General features: G+C 57.7%; 18 protein-coding genes. 8 read left to right on the top strand and 10 right to left on the bottom strand.

The genetic code is table 11. The features are described from left to right. Positions 1-18 precede the first annotated feature (18 nt). On the top strand, positions 19-828 hold the full coding sequence (gene rna, locus ACOYA6_RS01885) for a ribonuclease I (protein WP_138369605.1): 810 nt from the start codon (positions 19-21) through the stop codon (positions 826-828). A gap of 4 nt (positions 829-832) precedes the next feature. Here the strand turns inward: rna and ACOYA6_RS01880 are convergent, their stop codons facing one another. After that, positions 833-1453 (bottom strand): flavin reductase family protein, encoded by a 621-nt coding sequence (locus tag ACOYA6_RS01880; RefSeq protein WP_039031376.1) that lies wholly within the window; start codon positions 1451-1453, stop codon positions 833-835. 410 nt (positions 1454-1863) lie between these two features. Here ACOYA6_RS01880 and rnk point away from each other — a divergent pair, with 410 nt between their 5' ends. Then, positions 1864-2274 (top strand): nucleoside diphosphate kinase regulator, encoded by a 411-nt coding sequence (gene rnk, locus ACOYA6_RS01875; protein WP_039031377.1) that lies wholly within the window; start codon positions 1864-1866, stop codon positions 2272-2274. Between the two features lie 70 nt (positions 2275-2344). Here the strand turns inward: rnk and ACOYA6_RS01870 are convergent, their stop codons facing one another. Then, a complete protein-coding gene (locus ACOYA6_RS01870; RefSeq protein ID WP_039031378.1) occupies positions 2345-3586 on the bottom strand; it encodes a zinc-dependent alcohol dehydrogenase in 1242 nt (413 codons plus the stop codon). 224 nt (positions 3587-3810) lie between these two features. Between ACOYA6_RS01870 and uspG the strand changes: the two genes are divergently transcribed. Beyond that, positions 3811-4239 carry a universal stress protein UspG gene (gene uspG, locus ACOYA6_RS01865; RefSeq protein WP_422653940.1) on the top strand — a complete coding sequence of 143 codons (429 nt, stop codon included), beginning with the start codon at positions 3811-3813 and terminating at the stop codon, positions 4237-4239. Between the two features lie 56 nt (positions 4240-4295). On the opposite strand, the gene ahpF is transcribed toward uspG, so the two are convergent. Both ahpF and ahpC read right to left on the bottom strand, forming a co-directional pair. Beyond that, positions 4296-5861, bottom strand: coding sequence for an alkyl hydroperoxide reductase subunit F (gene ahpF / locus ACOYA6_RS01860; protein WP_422653939.1), 1566 nt, complete (start codon positions 5859-5861; stop codon positions 4296-4298). A gap of 161 nt (positions 5862-6022) precedes the next feature. Next, entirely contained in the window at positions 6023-6586 is a 564-nt protein-coding gene (ahpC, locus tag ACOYA6_RS01855; RefSeq protein WP_032617008.1) for an alkyl hydroperoxide reductase subunit C, read from the bottom strand. A 689-nt stretch (positions 6587-7275) separates the two neighbouring features. Here ahpC and citR point away from each other — a divergent pair. Continuing rightward, a complete protein-coding gene (gene citR, locus ACOYA6_RS01850; RefSeq protein ID WP_223074895.1) occupies positions 7276-8172 on the top strand; it encodes a DNA-binding transcriptional repressor CitR in 897 nt (298 codons plus the stop codon). A 64-nt stretch (positions 8173-8236) separates the two neighbouring features. On the opposite strand, the gene ACOYA6_RS01845 is transcribed toward citR, so the two are convergent. After that, complete coding sequence (locus tag ACOYA6_RS01845; protein ID WP_422653938.1) at positions 8237-9397, bottom strand: pyridoxal phosphate-dependent aminotransferase; 1161 nt, start codon at positions 9395-9397, stop codon at positions 8237-8239. Between the two features lie 124 nt (positions 9398-9521). On the opposite strand from ACOYA6_RS01845, the gene ACOYA6_RS01840 reads away from it, so the two are divergent. Genes ACOYA6_RS01840 through ACOYA6_RS01830 form a run of 3 tightly spaced genes read left to right on the top strand, consistent with a single transcriptional unit; the run spans position 9522 to position 11361 of the window. After that, entirely contained in the window at positions 9522-10136 is a 615-nt protein-coding gene (locus ACOYA6_RS01840) for a methylthioribulose 1-phosphate dehydratase (RefSeq protein WP_422653937.1), read from the top strand. Further along, the gene (gene mtnC, locus ACOYA6_RS01835; protein WP_039031384.1) at positions 10133-10822 is read left to right on the top strand and encodes an acireductone synthase; all 690 of its coding nucleotides are present in this window, start codon (positions 10133-10135) and stop codon (positions 10820-10822) included. Before ACOYA6_RS01840 ends, mtnC begins: the two co-directional genes overlap by 4 nt. Beyond that, a complete protein-coding gene (locus ACOYA6_RS01830) occupies positions 10819-11361 on the top strand; it encodes a 1,2-dihydroxy-3-keto-5-methylthiopentene dioxygenase (protein WP_422653936.1) in 543 nt (180 codons plus the stop codon). The genes mtnC and ACOYA6_RS01830 overlap by 4 nt, the downstream gene beginning before the upstream one ends. 102 nt (positions 11362-11463) lie before the next feature. Here the strand turns inward: ACOYA6_RS01830 and mtnA are convergent, their stop codons facing one another. Continuing rightward, entirely contained in the window at positions 11464-12483 is a 1020-nt protein-coding gene (gene mtnA / locus ACOYA6_RS01825) for an S-methyl-5-thioribose-1-phosphate isomerase (protein ID WP_422653935.1), read from the bottom strand. 105 nt (positions 12484-12588) lie between these two features. Between mtnA and mtnK the strand changes: the two genes are divergently transcribed. Beyond that, complete coding sequence (mtnK, locus tag ACOYA6_RS01820; protein ID WP_422653934.1) at positions 12589-13788, top strand: S-methyl-5-thioribose kinase; 1200 nt, start codon at positions 12589-12591, stop codon at positions 13786-13788. 53 nt (positions 13789-13841) lie between these two features. Here the strand turns inward: mtnK and ACOYA6_RS01815 are convergent, their stop codons facing one another. The 4 genes from ACOYA6_RS01815 to ACOYA6_RS01800 all read right to left on the bottom strand — a co-directional run bounded on the left by ACOYA6_RS01815 (position 13842) and on the right by ACOYA6_RS01800 (position 18755). Further along, entirely contained in the window at positions 13842-15083 is a 1242-nt protein-coding gene (locus ACOYA6_RS01815) for an LVIVD repeat-containing protein (protein ID WP_422653933.1), read from the bottom strand. Between the two features lie 92 nt (positions 15084-15175). Further along, positions 15176-16240, bottom strand: coding sequence for a sugar ABC transporter substrate-binding protein (locus ACOYA6_RS01810; protein ID WP_039031389.1), 1065 nt, complete (start codon positions 16238-16240; stop codon positions 15176-15178). A 20-nt stretch (positions 16241-16260) separates the two neighbouring features. Beyond that, positions 16261-17256, bottom strand: a complete 996-nt coding sequence (locus ACOYA6_RS01805) for an ABC transporter permease (protein ID WP_039031390.1) — start codon at positions 17254-17256, stop codon at positions 16261-16263. Continuing rightward, positions 17253-18755, bottom strand: coding sequence for a sugar ABC transporter ATP-binding protein (locus ACOYA6_RS01800; protein ID WP_223074899.1), 1503 nt, complete (start codon positions 18753-18755; stop codon positions 17253-17255). The genes ACOYA6_RS01805 and ACOYA6_RS01800 overlap by 4 nt, the downstream gene beginning before the upstream one ends. Positions 18756-18822 lie beyond the last annotated feature (67 nt).

Here is an 18822-nt window from a genome sequence, read left to right as displayed (position 1 = left end):
CAACCATCAGGAATTGACATGTTCAGAAAGGATTTCGTTTTGCCTGTCAGCGCAACCGCAGTCGCGCTGTGCGCTTTGCCAGCCCTGGCAGCCCCGCTTCAGGCGACGCAATATGCAGATTTCGATCGCTACGTGCTGGCGCTCTCATGGCAGTCTGGTTTTTGCCAGAGCCTGCATGACCGCAACCGCGCAGCGCCGGACGAGTGTCGCCTGCAAAAAGAGCGTGACGACAAAACGACCATCCTCACCGTGCATGGCCTGTGGCCGGGCCTGCCGAAGTCTATCGCGGCCCGCGGCGTCGACGATCGTCGCTGGATGCGCTATGGCTGCGCAACCCGCCCCATCCCGAATATGCCGGAGGCAAAAGCCAGCCGTAAATGCGACGCCGCAGAGACCGGCCTGTCGTTGACCGGGGCCGCTAAGCTGAACGAGGTGATGCCCGGTGCAGGCGGTAACTCCTGCCTTGAGCGTTACGAATATGCCAAACACGGGGTCTGCTTCGGCTTCGATCCGGACGCCTATTTCGGCACCATGGTGCGCATGAACCAGGAAGTGAAAGCCAGCCCGCTGGGGCAGTTCCTCGCAGAGAACTACGGCAAAACCGTCACCCGCAGCGCCTTCGATGCCGCGGTCGCAAGAAGCTGGGGGCCCGCCACGGTCAAAGCCGTTAAGCTCAGCTGCAGCGGCAACCCGGCGTATCTCACGGAGATGCAGATGTCGCTCACCGCGGCCAGCATCAACGCCCCGCTGGCCACAGCCTCATTTGCCCCGCAGCCGCATCCGGGCAACTGCGGGAAACAGTTTGTGATCGACAAAATCGGCTACTGAGGCCTTACCCTTTTCGCGCGTCCGGGCGGACCAGGTCAAAGCGTTGATCCTCGCTAATGGCGAAGTACGCCGTCGGGCCACCGGCGCGCAGCACCGGCTGCGCTTTCGCCGTCTGATAGATCCCCTCATGCAGCAGGCTTTCGTCAATGTGGATCCCCACCACTTCCCCCAGCACCAGCCAGGTATCGACCGGCGCGCCGCTGGCGGCAGTAAGCTGGATGCACTGCGACAGGCGGCACTCAAAGTTGACCGGACTTTCGGCAACGCGCGGCACCTTCACCAGCCGGCTTTCGGCCTTGGTCAGCCCGGCACGCAGAAACTCATCCTCGCCGTGCGGCAGGCTGGCCGAGGTCTCATTCATGGCGCTGGCCAGATCGCGAGTGGTGAGATTCCAGACGAACTCTTTGGTCTCGACAATATTGCGCACGCTGTCTTTCCAGCCCGAGCTGGCAAAGCCAATGATTGGCGGGTGGTAGTTAAAACAGTTGAAGAAGCTGTAAGGCGCCAGATTGGGGCGTCCTTCAGGATCGCACGACGCAATCCAGCCAATCGGACGTGGGCCAACAATGGCGTTTAAAGGATCGTGCGGCAGGCCGTGTCCCTGGGAAGGTTGGTAGAAATACATAGCGCTCTCTGGTTGGGTTCATGATTCACACCGGCAGGCACGGATTACGCTTCGCTCATCCCCCTGCCCCAAGAGGATCAGCGTAACGCAATCCGTAGAAAAGTAAGACTGAATTAGGTGCTACAGTCTTCGTTGTTCTGCTGTTATGGGTGTGTCACGCTACATAACCTGCGCATTAGAAGGATAATCCAAATTTCAGAAGGATCACTTTTTTCGCTTGAATTTCATACTATCGACCCAGCTGATGCCCCCGGACTACATCCACGCCATGAATGTGACAACCATCACTTCAAACCCGGGCGCAGACTCAGTATTATCAGGGGTAGTTAAACCCTCGCTACCGGATGGCGAGGGTTTTCTTTTGGCATCTCTTCTGCGGCTGTCGCAGCATTAACGACATGGAGTAAATAATGTCCAGACCCACAATTATCATTAACGAACTCGATGCTGAACGTATCGACCGCCTGCTGGAGCAACCGGCCTTTGCATCGCTGCCCATCGCGGATGCCCTGAACGCAGAACTGGATCGCGCCCAGATGTGCGCTCCGCAGGACATGCCGTCCGACGTGGTGACCATGAACAGCAAGGTGAAGTTTCGCGATCTGACCAATGGCGAAGTGCGCACCCGCACGCTGGTTTACCCGGCGCAGATGACCGACAGCAGCACGCAGCTGTCGGTGCTGGCGCCGGTGGGTGCCGCGTTGATTGGACTGCGTACCGGCGATACCATCCACTGGGAGCTGCCGGGCGGTACCGCCACGCATCTGGAGGTGCTGGAACTGCTCTGGCAGCCTGAAGCGGCGGGCGAATACCTGCGCTAATCCCATCTGAATAAGCGTTTAAGCGCTTTACCCAGAGGATGCCCGGGCATCCTCTTTCCGTTCTCTTTCATTACAAAAGCGTGTCCCCAGGCACAGGGTTAACCAGTCCTGTAACCCGATCTTTTGCCGCTTCCGCGCTTTGCGCACCGGGCACCAGAATGATTTTCCGGCAATCCTCCTGACGTTTTTCAAAGATCTCGTAGCCGCGAGCCGCCTCTTCAAACGGCATATAGTGGGTAACGATCTCTTCGGGTTTCAGCAGCCCTTTCTCAATTAACGGCAACAGCTCGCCAAGCCAGGCGTGAACGTTGGTTTGCCCCATCTTGAAGGTGAGCCCTTTGTCGAAGGCATCGCCAAACAGAAAACCGTGAATAAAGCCGGCATAGACGCCCGGCACGCTGACAATCCCACCGCGCCGCACCGCCGCGATACACTGCCGCAGGGCCTTGCCGCTGCTGCCCTCGAGCTTGAGATTGGTTAATACCGTTTCCGTGGTGCTCCCTTTCGCCTCAAAGCCTACCGCGTCGATCACCGCGTCCACGCCGCGATTTCCGGCGGTCTGCTCGATGATTTTCTCGGCGGGGTCTTCGTCGCGATCAAAGTTGATGGGGATAGCGCCGTAACGCATCTCGGCGAAACGCAGCCGGTAATCGTGGTGATCGACAATAAACAGCTGCTCGGCGCCCAGGTAGCGCGCGCAGGCAAGGGTCAACAGCCCCACCGGCCCGGCACCAAATACCGCCACGCTGCTGCCCCGGGTGATCTGGGCATTTTTGGCCGCCTGCCAGGCGGTAGGCAGGATATCGGAGAGGAACAGCGCTTTATCGTCTGAAAGCACCGGCGGCACTTTAAAGGGGCCAACGTTGCCTTTTGGCACGCGGACATACTCCGCCTGGCCGCCGGGCACCCCGCCATACAGATGGCTGTAGCCAAACAGCGCCGCCGGGGCCGGGATCTGCTTTTTATTCAGGGCCGCGCCCTGCCCGGTGTTAGTGCTTTCACAGGCGGCATACTGCTGCATGCGGCAGAAGAAACAGTCGCCGCAGGCAATAACAAAGGGGATCACCACCCGGTCGCCCTTGCTCAGGTTTTTGACCTCTCGTCCGGTCTCCACCACTTCGCCCATAAATTCATGCCCGAAGATATCGCCATGTTTTACCTTCGGTATCTTCCCGCGATAGAGGTGCAGGTCAGAACCGCAGATCGCGGTTGCGGTGATGCGCAGAATGATATCATCAGCCTGTTCGATGGCCGGATCGGGTACCGTTTCAACTTTAACGCTGTGTGGACCGTGGTACGTCAATGCTTTCATTTGACCTCCGGTTTCAGAGAAAAAATACGGGTTTACCTTCAAAGGGTAGCTATCGCCGGGGATATACAGGGGAAATGGACGGCTTTGGGAATAATCCTGGCAAGGAAGCGATGCGGCAAAACGCCAGCAAACGAAGCGATATTAAAAAGTGTCACCGAGGTATCAGAATCTATTTATATTTTGTGTTTGAATGGATTAAGCGTAAATAACAGGGAGAAACGGGTATGTACCAGACGATTATTATGCCGGTGGATGTTTTTGAGATGGAGTTGAGCGACAAGGCGATTCGCCACGCTGAATTCCTCGCGCAGCAGGATGGCATTATTCACTTACTGCATGTATTACCGGGCTCTGCCACCTTCGGGTTGCATCGCTTCGCCGCCGATATGCGCCGCTTCGAAGAGCATATCGAGCAGGAAGCGAAGACCCAGCTGCAGACCATGGTCAGCCATTTCAGCATCGATCCCTCACGGATCCGCACCCATGTCTGTTTTGGTAACGTGCGCGACGTGGTCAACGAGGTGGCCAGCGAGCTGAAAGCCGATATCGTGGTGATCGGGTCACGTAACCCGTCCATCTCCACCCATCTGCTGGGCTCGAACGCCTCTAACGTCATCCGCCACGCCTTCATTCCGGTGCTGGTGGTGAGATAAAAAAAAGAGGCTACCCCAGGGTAGCCTCTTCACATTGCAGGTGTTGTCTTACGTTCTTATGCTGTTTTGGTACGAATCAGATGATCAAAGGCGCTCAGTGACGCTTTCGCCCCTTCGCCGGTAGCGATGATAATCTGTTTGTACGGCACGGTGGTGCAGTCGCCCGCCGCAAATACGCCCTTCACGCTGGTTTCACATTTGGCATCAATGATGATCTCGCCCATGCGGTTGCGCTCAATCGCGCCTTCCAGCCAGGTGGTGTTTGGCAGCAGACCAATCTGTACGAAGATCCCGGCCAGTGGCACACTGTGCACATCGCCGCTCACGCGGTCGCGGTACTCAAGCCCGGTCACTTTGCTGCCGTCGCCTTTCACTTCGGTCGTCTGCGCGTTCAGGATGATATCGACGTTCTTCAGGCTGCGTACTTTATCCTGCAGGACCCGATCGGCCTTCATCTCCGGCGCAAACTCCAGCAGCGTGACGTGCTCAACGATACCGGCGAGGTCGATAGCCGCTTCCACACCCGAGTTGCCCCCACCGATGACCGCCACGCGCTTGCCTTTAAACAGCGGGCCGTCGCAGTGCGGGCAGTAGGTCACCCCTTTGGTGCGATACTGATCTTCACCAGGGACGTTCATGTTGCGCCATTTGGCGCCGGTGGCAATGATCACGCTGCGCGCTTTCAGCACTGCGCCAGACGCGGTTTCAACCTGATGGAAGCCGCCTTCCTGCGCCGCAGGCACCAGTTTGCTGGCGCTCTGGCTGTCGATCACATCCACTTCATATTCGCTGACGTGCGCTTTCAGGGCGCCAGCCAGTTTCTGGCCTTCAGTTTTCGGTACGGAAATATAGTTTTCAATGTCCACCGTATCCAGTACCTGACCGCCAAAGCGCTCGCCCATCAGACCGGTGCGAATACCTTTACGGGCGGAGTAAACCGCAGCCGCCGCCCCCGCAGGACCAGAACCGACGATCAGCACGTCATAGGCATCACGCTTGTTCAGCTCTTCTGCGGCACGTTTTTCTGCGCCGGTATCCACTTTGGCGACGATTTCTGCCAGCGTCATACGACCCTGACCAAACTCTTTACCGTTCACAAAGACCGCCGGAACGCCCATCACGTTGCGATCGGTGATTTCGTTCTGGAACACGCCGCCGTCGATAGCGGTGTGTTTGATGCGCGGGTTCAGTACCGCCATCAGGTTCAGCGCCTGCACCACGTCCGGGCAGTTATGGCATGAGAGCGAGTAGTAGGTTTCGAACTCAAAATCCCCGTCCAGGTCGCGGATCTGCGCAAGCATGTCCTGCGTCTCTTTGGACGGATGGCCACCGGTCCACAGCAGTGCCAGCACCAGTGAGGTAAATTCGTGGCCCAGCGGGGAACCGGCAAAGCGCGGACCCTGAGTGGAGCCTGGGTTAGCGATCAGGAAAGAAGGTTTGCGCACGGCAAGACCGTTATCTTCCTTGAAAGTCACCTTTTCAGACAGGTCGGCGATTTCCGCCAGCAGTTCCTTGATTTCTGCCGATTTAGCGCTGTCATCCAGCGTGGCAATCAGCTCAACAGGTTTGGTCAGCTTCTCAAGGTAGGCTTTGAGCTGGGTTTTCATATTTGTGTCGAGCATTATTCATCTCCTGCTTAAAAAACATCATCATGCAAGCGGCCTTATCCGGGCTGCCTGAATGCAACTTGCATCATGGTGTTGAGGGAATAACGGGTGCGACGCACCCGTTAAAAGCGAATCGGTAGGCCCGTGCAAGCGCAGCGCCGCCGGGCTTTACAGATTTAGATCTTGCCAACCAGGTCCAGGGATGGAGCCAGAGTCGCGTCGCCTTCTTTCCATTTCGCCGGGCATACTTCGCCTGGGTGAGAAGCAACGTACTGAGCCGCTTTGATTTTGCGCAGCAGGTCGGATGCGTCACGGCCAATACCTTCAGCGGTAACTTCGATGGCCTGGATGATGCCCTGCGGGTCAACGATAAAGGTGCCACGATCGGCCAGACCTTCGTCTTCACGCATGTTTTCAAAGTTACGGGTCAGGGCGCCAGTCGGGTCACCGATCATCGCGTATTTAATTTTCGCGATGGTTTCTGAGCTGCTGTGCCATGCTTTGTGGGTGAAGTGGGTGTCGGTAGAGACAGAGTAAACGTCCACGCCCAGCTTCTGCAGTTCTTCGTAGTGATCTGCAACGTCACCCAGTTCGGTCGGGCAAACGAAAGTGAAGTCTGCTGGATAGAAGAAGAACACGCTCCAGCGGCCTTCGGTGTCTTTCTCAGTGATTTCTACGAAATCACCGTTTTTGAACGCCTGGTTTTTGAAAGGTTTAATTTTGGTGTTGATTAAAGACATCTGTACTTCCTCCGTGTTTTCGTTGAGAGCTAAGGTAACCAACTTTAAGCAAACCGGCTAATGCGTTTGCCGTATCAAATCAATCAGCAATACCTAACAACGTTTTACGAAACCCTGATGAACCAAAGTAAAAAGGCCGCCTGACGGCGGCCCTGATACCCGACTAACCCAGGGGCTCTTCGGTGCCAGCCAAAGCTGGCGATGTGTTGCGCTCTACATTACCTTTAGCAAGGTCGTAGCAGCGAAGTGGATTACACCACTCACCCTACTAAAGGGCAATTGGCAAAGACGTTGTAATATCTATGGCTGCGATAGGTTTTATCTAATCATGGCTTTGCCGTTGTTTTATAAAGATTTAAGACGTTCGCCCCGGCAGTCTGTTACATGAACGCTCAGCAGGAATTACAGCAGGTGGTCGGACTTTCCGATAAAGAACAATTGAATACTATGATGGGATCGCGTTAATACCAGGCTGGCGGGAGAAATTCAATACTTCCGCCAGCGTTTCGCAGATAAATTTATTCCAATAAATGCGTAGCCTTTATTTTATTAATCTACAGCCATGATATATTAAGCCTGAATTTAAATTCAGTTAAGTTATCCGATCAAATGGATGGTGAATGGCTAACTAACTTCTATAATCATTGTGTATATAACCGCAGTAACAAAAAGTCTACTCAGGATGAAACATGGCTAATCTCTACGATCTTAAAAAATTCGACCTTAATCTGTTGGTTATATTTGAGTGCATTTATCAGCACCTGAGTATCAGCAAGGCCGCAGAAACGCTTTTTATCACCCCTTCTGCCGTCAGCCAGTCGTTACAACGACTGCGTAATCAGATAAACGATCCGCTGTTCATTCGCTCAGGAAAAGGCATTACCCCGACGACGGTTGGCATCAATCTGCATTTGCATCTGGAACAAAATCTCAACCAGATAGAGCAGACCATTCACATGATGAACACGCCCGGGCTGAAAAAGCAGATCCATATCTTTTGCCCGCAGATCCTGACGCCGCACAACATACTGAATCCGGTGCTTTCCCTGATGGAAGAGTACAACTACACCGTAGAACTTCAGGATGTGCTGCTATCCGGGGAAAGTGCAGAAGATTTACTGGCCTACAGAAAAGCTGACCTGATATTTAACTTTACTCCCGTCGAGAATCACTCGGTTGTTTGCACCCATTTCAAGACGATGAAATTTACCTATGTGTGTAGTAAAGATCATCCGCGCATTGGCGCCTTTGCGACGATTGAGGAGATGCAAAATGAGAAATTTACCCAGTTGATTAGCGATAAACCGGGGGTGAAAGAATTTCAGGCGCATACCGACAGAGCCATGCCACACAGAAACATCGCGTTTCGCAGCGACTCCTTTGTCTCCTTATTATCGATCATCAGTTCGTCAAATTTGATTGGCGTATTGCCGGAGAGTACCTTCGAGCAATACCGTCATTCGATGAACATTCGTAAATTTGATACGCAGATTGAATTACCTACCGCAAATTTATACATGCTCTATAACAAAACGGCGCTTAATAGCGATATCTTTGCCCAGTTTATAAAGTCGGTAATAAATTAAATAATTGCTGAACATTCCGGATGAAGTAAATAACAACCTGAATGTTCAGCCTCCCATCCTGTTTTTAAAGCGCGTTTAACCGCTCCGCCGCCGCCAGCAGCGTGGCTTCCTGTTTGGCAAAGCAGAGGCGAATCAGCTTATGCGGGAACGGATCGGCACAGAACACCGACAACGGGATCGCCGCTACCCCCACCTCTTTGGTTAACCACTGGCAAAAACTGACGTCGTCCAGATCGGAAATCGCGCTGTAGTCCGCCAGCAGGAAGTAGGTGCCTTCACAGGGCAGGATCTCCAGACGACTGTCGCTCAGTGCGTCGATAAAGCGATCCCGGCGGGCACGATAGAAGTCCGGTAGTTCACGGTAGTGCTCCGGCTGATGACGCAGCATATCAGCAATGGCCAGCTGGGCCGGGGTGTTGACGGCGAACGTCAGGAACTGATGCACCTTGCGCAGCTCGGCGCTGATGGCCGCAGGCGCCACGCAGTACCCCACTTTCCAGCCGGTCATGTGGAAGGTTTTGCCAAACGATGACACAGCAACGGCCCGCTCCCGCAGCTGCGGATGGGCCAGCACGCTGGCATGCCCCGCGTCGGCAAAGCAGATGTGCTCATACACTTCATCGCTCAGGACATAAATTTCACGCTCCGCAATGGCCTGCCAGAGGGCGGCAAAATCCGCCTGCTGCCAGACGGTCGCCGACGGGTTATGCGGGGTGTTGAGGATCACCAGCCGGGTTTTCTCGCCAAGCAGCGCTGTAAAGGCCTGCCAGTCCGGGCGGAAATGCGGCGGCTGCAGCGCCACGCGCTTGACCACGCCACCCGACAGCTCAATCGCCGGGGCATAGCTGTCGTAGCTGGGTTCAAAGCAGATCACCTCATCGCCCGCCCGCACCAGCGCCGTAATGGCGGCGTACAGGGCTTCGGTTGCGCCAGCGGTGACGGTGATGTCGCTGTTGGCATCCGGCTTGTAGCCATACAGCTCCGCAGTTTTGTCGGCAATCGCCTCACGCAGAGGCTGCACGCCGGTCATCGGCGCATATTGGTTTGCGCCGTTGGCCACATGGTAAGCCAGCCGTTGCTGGAGATACTCTGGCCCATCGAAATCGGGAAAACCTTGCGACAGATTGATGGCGTTAAACTGCTGCGCCAGAGCGCTCATCTGCGTAAAGATGGTGGTGCCGAGACCGGGGAGTTTGCTTTGTGGAATCAGTGGGTTATTACTCATTTCGACGGGCCTGTATGTAACACAAATGTTGCTGCCACTATAACACGATGCTAGTATTTGGCAATCAAGACACTTAGACGTCTAAACCATAATGATATTCCTGGCCGAAGAGGTAAGAAGGAAGATGACAGACAACCTGCAACTCACCGCCCTGGTCGAAGCCTGCCACTGGATCGGCGCAAAAGGCTGGGCCCCCGCCACCGGCGGCAATATGTCCGTACGCCAGGACGATACCTGGTGCTGGCTCAGCGAATCCGGTAAAGACAAAGGCAGCCTGAGGACCGCTGATTTCCTGCAGGTTGAAATTGCCACCAACCGCGCCCCCTCCGGGCGAAAACCCTCCGCCGAAACCGGTCTGCATACGCTGGTCTATCGCCTCTTCCCGGACGCAAACGCGGTACTGCACGTTCACACGGTCAACGCGACGGTACTGTCACGACTGGTCACAGGGCCTGAACTACACATTAGCGGCTTTGAGATGCAAAAATCGCTCAGCGGACAGACCACGCATCTGGATACCGTCCCGGTAGCCCTCTTTGATAACGACCAGAATATCGACGCGCTGGCGTCGCGTATCGCCCATTACGCCCGGGAGCGCCCGCTGAATTATGGTTTTCTTCTGCGCGGTCATGGCTTAACCTGCTGGGGACGCGACGTGGCAGAAGCCCGGCGTCATCTTGAAGGCCTCGAATTCCTGTTCGAGTGCGAGATGCGTTTACGACAACTGGAGAGAGTATGATTCGCGCGATTGTGACGGATATTGAAGGCACCACCAGCGATATTCGTTTTGTCCATAATGTCCTGTTCCCCTACGCGCGCGAGCGGCTGGCCGCGTTTGTTAATGCGCAGCAGTATGCCGAGCCGGTCAACACCATTCTGGACAACCTGCGTGAAGAGATTGCCGCGCCGCAGGCCAGCACCCGCGAACTGATTGACACCCTGTTTGCGTTTATGGACGAAGATCGCAAATCCACGGCGCTGAAAGCGCTGCAGGGGATCATCTGGCAGGAGGGCTACCTCAACGGCGACTTCACCGGCCATCTCTATCCGGACGTTCTGCCTTCCCTTGAAAAATGGAAAGCGCAGGGTATTGATCTCTATGTTTATTCCTCCGGCTCCGTGGCGGCGCAGAAACTGTTATTTGGCTACAGCGACGAAGGTGATATTACTCATCTGTTCAGCGGCTACTTTGATACCCACGTGGGTGCCAAGCGCGAGGTGCAGTCTTATCAGAACATTGCGGCCCAGATTAACGTCGCGCCCTCGCAGATCCTGTTCCTGTCGGATATTCACCAGGAGCTGGACGCCGCTGAACAGGCCGGCTTTCGTACCCTGCAGCTGATTCGCGGCGATGATGACGGTGCCAGCCACCATCATCAGGTGCATCAATTTGACGACATCAATCCGGAGCAGATCCCTTCATGAGCGCATTGACCATTTTTTCCGACAAAGAAGCCAGACAGCCGCAGTGGCACAGCACTGATGCCAACGCCATCGCACAACAGCTTAACGCCCGTGGCGTCCGCTTTGAGCGCTGGGAAGCCGACCGTGACTTAGGCCGCGATCCGGCGCCAGAGGCGGTGATTAATGCTTACCAGCACGCCATCGACAAGCTGGTGGCGGAAAAGGGCTATCAGAGCTGGGACGTGATCAGCCTGCGTGCGGATAACCCGCAAAAAGAGGCCCTGCGTGCGAAGTTTCTTAATGAACACACCCACGGCGAAGATGAAGTGCGTTTCTTTGTGGAAGGTGCCGGGCTGTTCTGCCTGCACATTGACGACCAGGTTTATCAGGTTTTATGCGAGAAAAACGACCTGATCTCCGTTCCCGCCGGGACGCCGCACTGGTTTGATATGGGTTCCGAGCCGAACTTTACCGCCATTCGCATCTTCGATAACCCCGAAGGCTGGGTGGCGCAGTTTACGGGCGACGCCATTGCGGATGCGTATCCAAGGTTGCCCTAGCGCCGTGCCATGCCCGGCGGCGCTGCCCTTGCACGGGCCTACAAAACCAGGTTTTGTAGGCCGGGTAAGGCGAAGCCGCCACCCGGCATTACTCAGACCGCACTATGCCCCAAACACCCCGCCCGCCACATCCTCAGGCCACACCACTCCGCTATCCAGCACCCAGCCGCTGATCAGCGCCGCAGGCGTAACGTCAAACGCCGGGTTATACACCTCTGCATCAACCGGTGCCCACTGCACCGCCCCGAAGCTCCCCGCCACGCCGGTCACTTCCCGGGCATCACGCTGTTCAATAGGGATCGCCTCCCCGTTCGGGCAGTTCGGATCGAGCGTCGTTTGCGGAGCAGCAACATAGAACGGAATGCCGTGGAATTTCGCCAGCACCGCCAGGGAATAGGTGCCGATTTTATTCGCCACATCGCCGTTGGCGGCAATGCGATCTGCACCCACCCACACCGCATCCACCAGTCCTTTGGCCATCAGGCTGGCCGCCATCGAATCGGTGATTAGCCTGTACGGCACGCCCAGCTCGCCGAGCTCCCAGGCCGTCAGCCTGCCGCCCTGCAGCAGCGGACGGGTTTCATCCACCCAGACGTTGCTGACGTTGCCCTGCTGATGCGCAAGGGCAATCACCCCCAGCGCCGTGCCCACGCCCGCGGTCGCCAGCCCGCCGGTGTTGCAGTGGGTCAGCAGACGGCTGCCCGGCTTCACCAGCTCGCTGCCCGCGCGGGCGATGGCGTCACAGAGCTGCTTATCTTCGTCGATCAGGCGAAGCGCCTCCGCCACCAGCGCCGGGACAAAATCCTCCTGCCACAGCGCCTGCTTCATGCGGTCGAGATTGTTCATCAGGTTCACCGCCGTCGGACGCGAGGCGCGCAGGGTCTCCAGCGCCGCCGCCAGTTCATCCCGGCTTTGGCCGTTCTCCGCCAGCAGGGCCAACAACAGGCTGGCAGACAGCCCAATCAGCGGCGCGCCCCGCACGCGCAGGGCGTGAATATGCCCCACCAGCGCCTCTACCGTTGTCGCATCCAGCCAGCGTTTCTCCTGCGGAAGCGCCTGTTGGTCGAGAATAAATAGCTGATTTTCCGTCACCCGCAGGCTGGTCGTCTGTAATCTCTGCATGTCGTTAATTCTCTGTTGCGTTGTTGTAGCACATTGTGTCAGGATAAAATTCAGATGTATAGACGTCTAAATGTCTTTATTACCGGAACAGATGAGGAACAGGCAATGTCGCAATACCATACCTTTACCGCTCAGGACGCCGTGGCGTATGCCCAACAGTTTGGAGGCCTCGATGATCCCTCCTCGCTGGTGGAGGCGCAGGAGGTAGGCGACGGTAACCTCAATCTGGTGTTTAAAATTTTCGATAACCAGGGCGTCAGCCGCATCATCGTTAAGCAGGCCCTGCCCTACGTGCGCTGCGTGGGCGAATCCTGGCCGCTGACGCTGGACCGCGCCCGTCTCGAAGCGCAAACCCTGGTGGAACACTATCAGCACAGCCCGCAGCATACGGTGAAAATCCACCACTTCGACCCGGAGCTGGCGGTGATGGTGATGGAAGATCTTTCCAGTCATAAGATCTGGCGCGGCGAGCTTATCAACAACGTTTACTACCCGCAGGCGGCGCGCCAGCTGGGTGAATATCTCGCCCACACCCTGTTCCACACCAGCGATTTCTACCTGCACCCGCACGCCAAAAAAGCGCAGGTGGCGCAGTTCATCAACCCGGAAATGTGCGAGATCACCGAAGATCTGTTCTTCAACGATCCGTACCAGATCCACGAGCGTAATAACTACCCGGCGGCGCTGGAAAGCGACGTCGCCGCCCTGCGCAACGACGATCAGCTGAAAATTGCCGTGGCCGCCCTGAAGCACCGCTTCTTCTCCCAGGCCGAAGCGCTGCTGCATGGCGACATCCACAGCGGCTCGATTTTTGTCGCCGACGGCAGCCTGAAGGCCATTGATGCGGAGTTTGGTTATTTCGGCCCGATGGGTTTTGATATCGGCACGGCCATCGGCAACCTGCTGCTGAACTTCTGCGGCCTGCCGGGGCATCTGGGCATCCGCGACGCGGCCGCCGGACGTGAACAGCGTCTGATTGATATTCAGCAGCTGTGGACCACCTTCGCAGAACGTTTCCAGGCTCTGGCCGCAGAAAAATCCCGCGATGCGGCGCTCAGCGTGCCGGGCTATGCCAGCGCGTTTCTGAAAAAGGTCTGGCATGACGCCATTGGCTTCTGCGGCACCGAACTGATCCGCCGCAGCGTGGGCCTGTCGCACGTGGCCGATATCGACACCATCCGTGATGACGAGATGCGCCACGAATGCCTGCGCCACGCCATTACCCTGGGCAAGGCCCTGATTGTGATTGCCGATCGCATCGACAGCGTGGACGATCTGCTGGCGCGGGTGCGTCAGTACAGTTAGGTGCGGTCTGTTTGCCCGGTGGCGCTAACGCTTACCGGGCCTACGATTTTCCTTCACCCTAAATACTCAATCACCGACAACCCGCCGTTGTAATCCGTGCTGTAAATAATCCCCTGCGCATCGACAAACACGTCACAGGACTGGATCACCTGCGGACGGTTGGGCCGCGTATCCATCATCTTCTCCGGCGCGGCGGGCACCAGCGCCCCGGTTTCCACCGGGCGATACGGATTCGAAATGTCGTAGGCACGCACCCCGGCATTCTGATATGTGGCGAAAATCAGCGTCGAGCTGACAAAGCTCCCGGGCCGGTTTTCATGCAGATTGTGCGGCCCGAAGTGCGCCCCTTTCGCCACATAATCCCGCTCCTCTGGCTGCGGGAAGGTGGCGATGCTGATTGGGTTCGACGGCTCACGAATATCAAACAGCCAGATCAGCTTCTCGCCGTCCTCCTGATTGTCGAGCACCGCTTCGTCCAGCACCACTAACAAGTCGCGATCCGGCAGCGGCAGCGCGGTATGGGTACCGCCGCCAAACGGCGGGCTCCAGTTGCGATGGCTGATCAGCTTCGGCTGACTGCGATCTTTCACATCCAGCAGCGTCAGACCGCCGTCGCGCCAGCTGCCGTAGGCGGTATCGCCCGCGATAATGGCGTGGTGCAGCGCGTAGCGTTTGCCTTCCGGCCAGTCCGGGGTTTCCCCTGCCGCCTGGTTCATTCCCGGCAGCCACCAGCGCCCGGCAACCTGCGGCTTGCGCGGATCCGCCAGATCGATGGTCAGGAAGATATAGTCGGTAAAGCCGTCGATCAGCGCCGAGACGTAGGCCCAGCGTCCGCCCACGTACCAGATGCGGTGGATTCCAATACCACTCAGCGACAGAAAACCTATCTCCCGCGGCTTATCCGGGGTGGAGATATCAAAGACGCGCAGCCCGGCGCTCCAGCCTTTGTCCTGCACATCGCTGACCGTCTCTCCCACCTGGCGGGTGTAGTAGACCTTTTCATCCGCAAAGCGGGCATCGGCAAACAGATCCCGGGCGTTGATCACCAGCAGCAGATCGTCGTGGGCCTGGAGATGCACGTTCCAGGTGCCGGGCGGCGCGGGAACAAAGCCTGCCGCCTTCGGGTTTTTCGGGTCACGGACGTCCACAATGGAAAAGCCCTGGGACACCATATGGCCAATATACGCGAAGCCGCGATGCACCATCAGCTGCACGCCGTCCGGGCGTCCGCCCTGATCACTGTGGCCGATTAAGCGCATATTACGGCTGTATTCGGGTTGAGGTAATGAAGACATATTTGAGTCCTTTCGCCCGGTGGCGCTGCGCTTACCGGGCCTACAGGTGCGAAATGTAGGCCGGGTAAGGCGCAGCCGCCACCCGGCAAAGTTTATTTTGCCTTCGCTTCCAGCGTTGCGAACCACGGGGCGATAAAGTCTTCGGTCTGGCCCCAGCCAGGAATGATCTTGCCCAGAGACGCCACGTTCACCGCACCCGGCTGGGCCGACAGCAGCGCCTGCGGAATGGCCGCGGCTTTAAAGTCATAGGTCGCAGGCGTCGCTTCCCCGGCAATTTTGTTGGCGATCAGACGCACGTTAGTGGCGCCAATCAGCTTCGGATCCACCGCCACGCTCACTACCCACGGGCTGCCCGCTTCGCGCATCAGCTGCAGATCCTGGTTAGAGATGTCGATGCTGTAGAGTTTGATCTCAGTGCGGCCGTTCTCTTTCAGCGCCTTATACGCGCCCTGGCTGAAGGCATCCCAGGTACCCCAGATGGCGTCGATCTTGCCTTTCGGGTATTTCGCCAGCACCGCGCCCACCTTGTTAGCGGTGTCACCCTGCACGTCGGAGGAGACCGCGCCGATGGACTCCAGCTCTTTGATGCCCGGGTTCTGCTTCAGCAGCTCCTGATAGGCGGTCTGACGGCGCTCCATCGGCGGGAAGCCAGCGACCCACAGCTTGATGATATTGGCCTTGCCGTTGAAATCTTTCACCAGCTGGCCGAACGAGAGGTTGGTCAGGGAGGCGTCATCCTGCTGGGTAACGGTCACGCCCGGGATCTCACCGTTTACCGCGGTATCAAACACCGCCACCTTGATCCCGGCATCCACCGCCTTTTTCACCAGCGCGGTGGAGTACGGATCGCGGCCCTGGGAGAGAATAATTCCGTCATATTTCTGGCTGATCGCCTGGTTAACGAAGTCCTGGAATTTGGCATCGTCGCCGTTGCTTAAAAAGGTGCTGACCTTAAAGCCGAGCTTTTTACCTTCCTGGATCGCACCGGCCACAAACTGGGTGGTGTTGTCGTCAGAGCCGAGGTTACGGATAACCGCGATGCGGATCTGCCCGTCGTGGTTAGCAATGGCCGCCGGAACCGGCGCAGGCGTTGCCGCATAGCCCGGCAGTGAACTCAGTAATCCCAGCGTCAGCAAAGAGAGTGCAACTTTTTTCATTCTGTTATCCCGTTGTGTTGTTAGCGTTTTTGTACGTACGTAATCGCCAGTGCCACTGCAAGCACCAGCCCTTTTATAATGTCCATCGCGTAATAGGGCACCGAGAGCATCACCAGCCCGTTCGAGAGCACGCCGAGGATCACCGCCCCCACCAGGGTCCCCAGCGCATTCGGTTTGCCGGAACCCGCCAGCGAAAAGCCGATCCACGCCGCCGCCACCGCATCCATCAGGTAGCCCCCGCCCGCGTTCACCTGCGAGGAGCCAATGCGCGAGGCCAGCAGAATGCCGCCCAGGCCCGCCAGCAGCGAGGCAATCACGTAGGCCGCCACTTTGTAACGGGTGGTGCGAATGCCGGACAGACGCGCCGCTTCCGGGTTGCCGCCAATGGCGTACATCCGGCGGCCATGAGTGGTCAGCGACAGCCCCAGCTGCGCCAGCAGCGTCACCGCCAGCATGATGATGACGATGGTCGGCACCTGGCCCAGCGCGCCAAACGCCGCCGGAATGGTCCCTTCCGCCATATCGCCGCTCGGCAGCACCATATTTTCGGTGATCGACCCGCCGTAGCTGTAGGTCATCGCCACGCCCTGGATCACAAACAGGCTGGCAAGGGTCGCAAGCATGTCGGGAATGCGCAGGATGACGATCAAAAAGGCGTTAAACAGCCCCACCAGGGTACAGAGCGCGAGGGTGATCAGAATGGATTCGGTGGTACCAAACCCGTGCCAGACAAAGAGCGAGATCACCAGCGCATTCGCCAGCGACGCCGTCGAGCCCACGGAGAGGTCGAACCCGCCGATGGTCAGGGAGATGGAGACCCCGACGGCAATCACCGTCACGATGGCGATGGAGCGCAGAATGTTGATGATGTTGTTGGGATCGAGGAAGTTCTCTGACGCCACGCCGAAAATGGCCACCAGCGCGACCACCGTCAGCAACATGCCCCATTTGTAGAGAAAATCGAAAATTTGCTGACGGCCAGACGCCGCCGCCGTCACTGAAAGGGCCTTGCTCACGACGCCGTTCCTCCGGTTGAATAATAAAGTAATGTCTCTTCGCGGGCGTTTGCCCCCTCGACTTCCGCCACGATGCGCCCGTCCCACAACACGCAGATGCGGTCGCACAGGCCCACCAGTTCGGCAAACTCCCCCGAGGCGTAAATCACCCCTTTGCCTTCCCGCGCCAGGCCGTCAATGAGCTGGAACAGATCGGTTTTGGCCTTCACGTCCACCCCTTTGGTGGGCTCGTCAAAGATCAGCACCTGAGCGTTGCCGCGCAGCCATTTGCCGATCGCCACCTTTTGCTGGTTGCCCCCCGACAGACGGCGCAGCACCTGCCCCGGCCCGCGGGCACGCACGCCTACCCGGGCAATCACCTCTTCCGCCCAGCGCCACGCCTGGCGATGACCAAACAGGCTCCAGCGCGAAAAGGTGTTATCCGCTGACACTGCCAGGTTCATGCTCACCGGCTCATCGATAAAAATGCCCTCTTTGCGCCGCTCTTCCGGCACCAGCGCCAACCCGCGCAGGACGGAATCCGCCGGATCGCGCGGCTTCCACGCCTGATGGTTCAGCTCGCCCTTCGCCACCTGGCTTTTGCTGGCACCAAACAGCGCCTTGCAGAGCTCGGTTTTCCCGGCTCCCGCCAGCCCGGCGATCCCCAGAATCTCGCCCTTGCGCAGGTGCAGGGAGATATCCTTCAGCAGCCCTTCGTCGTGCAGCCCCTCTACGCGGAGCAGCGTCTCCTGGCTGTGCGGCGGTCGCGCTGGCGGGTAGATATCGCTCAGCTCATGGCCGAGCATCTTTTCGACAATCGCTTCCCCGCTGAGCTCCGCCATCGGGCCGGACTCAATCAGCTTGCCGTCGCGCAGCACCGTTAAGGTGTCGCAGATCGCCTTCAGCTCGTGAATGCGGTGGGAGATAAACACCACCCCGATCCCCTGCTGCTGCAGTCGGCGCACCACGGCGAACAGCCGCTCGCTTTCGTGGGCGTCCAGCGGCGCGGTAGGTTCATCCAGAATTAAAAAGCGGCAGTGATGGGAGAGCGCCCGCGCCAGCAAAATCTGCTGTTTTTCCGCCAGGGTGCAGCTGTCGATGGAGCGCCGCACGTCGAGGGTAACGTCCAGCTGCGCCAGCGCCTGGCGGGCCTGCTCGCGCATCGTGCCCCAGCGGAAGCGGTGCCCCGGCTGCGCCAGATGGTCGAGCATGATGTTTTCGGCAATGCTGAGGCCGGGGATCAGCGCCACGTCCACCTCCTGCTGCACCAGATGGATGCCCAGCAGTTTGGCATCCACCGGCTCGCGAATGGCGACGGGCTGATTGTTAATGCTGATCTCGCCCTCGTAGCGCCCGTGCGTACCGCACAACACCGCCATCAGCGTGGACTTCCCGGCGCCGTTCGCGCCCGTGAGCGCGTGCACCGATCCGCCCGTCAACGTGAAATCAACGCGCGACAACGCCTGAAAGCCAGAAAAAGCCAGGCTGATGCCACGCATCTCGAGGCGACTGGTTGTCATCCGCTGCTATCCTGTAATTAATCGTTTGATTTATAGAATTTTTCACAGCCTTGTCTGGCTGGCAACG

This window comes from Leclercia barmai, assembly GCF_049312895.1.
Taxonomy (GTDB): domain Bacteria; phylum Pseudomonadota; class Gammaproteobacteria; order Enterobacterales; family Enterobacteriaceae; genus Enterobacter; species Enterobacter barmai.
This window is presented reverse-complemented; position numbering and strand designations above follow the sequence as displayed.